At 70.8% G+C, this 561-nt stretch carries 1 protein-coding gene and 1 pseudogene; both read left to right on the top strand.

Features of this window, described 5'->3' with window-relative positions:
* Positions 1-347 (top strand): annotated as a pseudogene (locus HUK84_RS22295) (hypothetical protein); the annotation flags it as partial.
* 31 nt (positions 348-378) lie between these two features.
* Positions 379-561, top strand: a 183-nt coding sequence (locus HUK84_RS22290; RefSeq protein ID WP_176642055.1) for an asparaginase, incomplete at its 3' end; no start/stop codon positions are given.

Genomic DNA, 561 nt, shown 5'->3' with positions numbered 1-561 from the left:
ATCTGGACGCCGACACGGTCCAGCTGACCCGCGTGCATCATCGCGGCCTGCAGCCCGCCGACCCGCCGGATTCCTTCCTGTACCACATCGCCGGCGCGCAGCGGGCCGACGCGATGCTGCGCGACGGGCTGACGCTCAGCCGGCGCGATCCACTGCTGCTGACCGAACGCGGGGGCGTGCCCTACTGGCTGTCGCTGCTGGCAGACGATGCCGACCTGCTGGACGACACGGCCGCCGGCATCGTGGTGCTGCGGCTGAAGCGCTTCATGGTCGACGACCTGATCGAGGACGACCCGGACTCGACCCGCAGCTCCGGCACGCCCTGCTATTTCCTGACCGGTGGCTGACCCCGCCGTCCGACATCAGAGGATCTTCCGGATGGACACGATCATCGCCGAGGCCACGCGCGGAGACCGCGTGGAATCCCGTCATGCCGGCAGCGCCGTCGTCGTGGACGCGGCGGGCCGGGTGGTCTTCGCCCTGGGCGACGCCGAGCGCCCGACCTATCCGCGCTCGGCGGTCAAATCCTTCCTGGCCCTGCCGCTGGTCGAAAGCGGCGCC

Origin of the sequence: Nguyenibacter vanlangensis (assembly GCF_013376155.1) — a bacterium.
Lineage (GTDB): Bacteria > Pseudomonadota > Alphaproteobacteria > Acetobacterales > Acetobacteraceae > Gluconacetobacter > Gluconacetobacter vanlangensis.
This window is presented reverse-complemented; position numbering and strand designations above follow the sequence as displayed.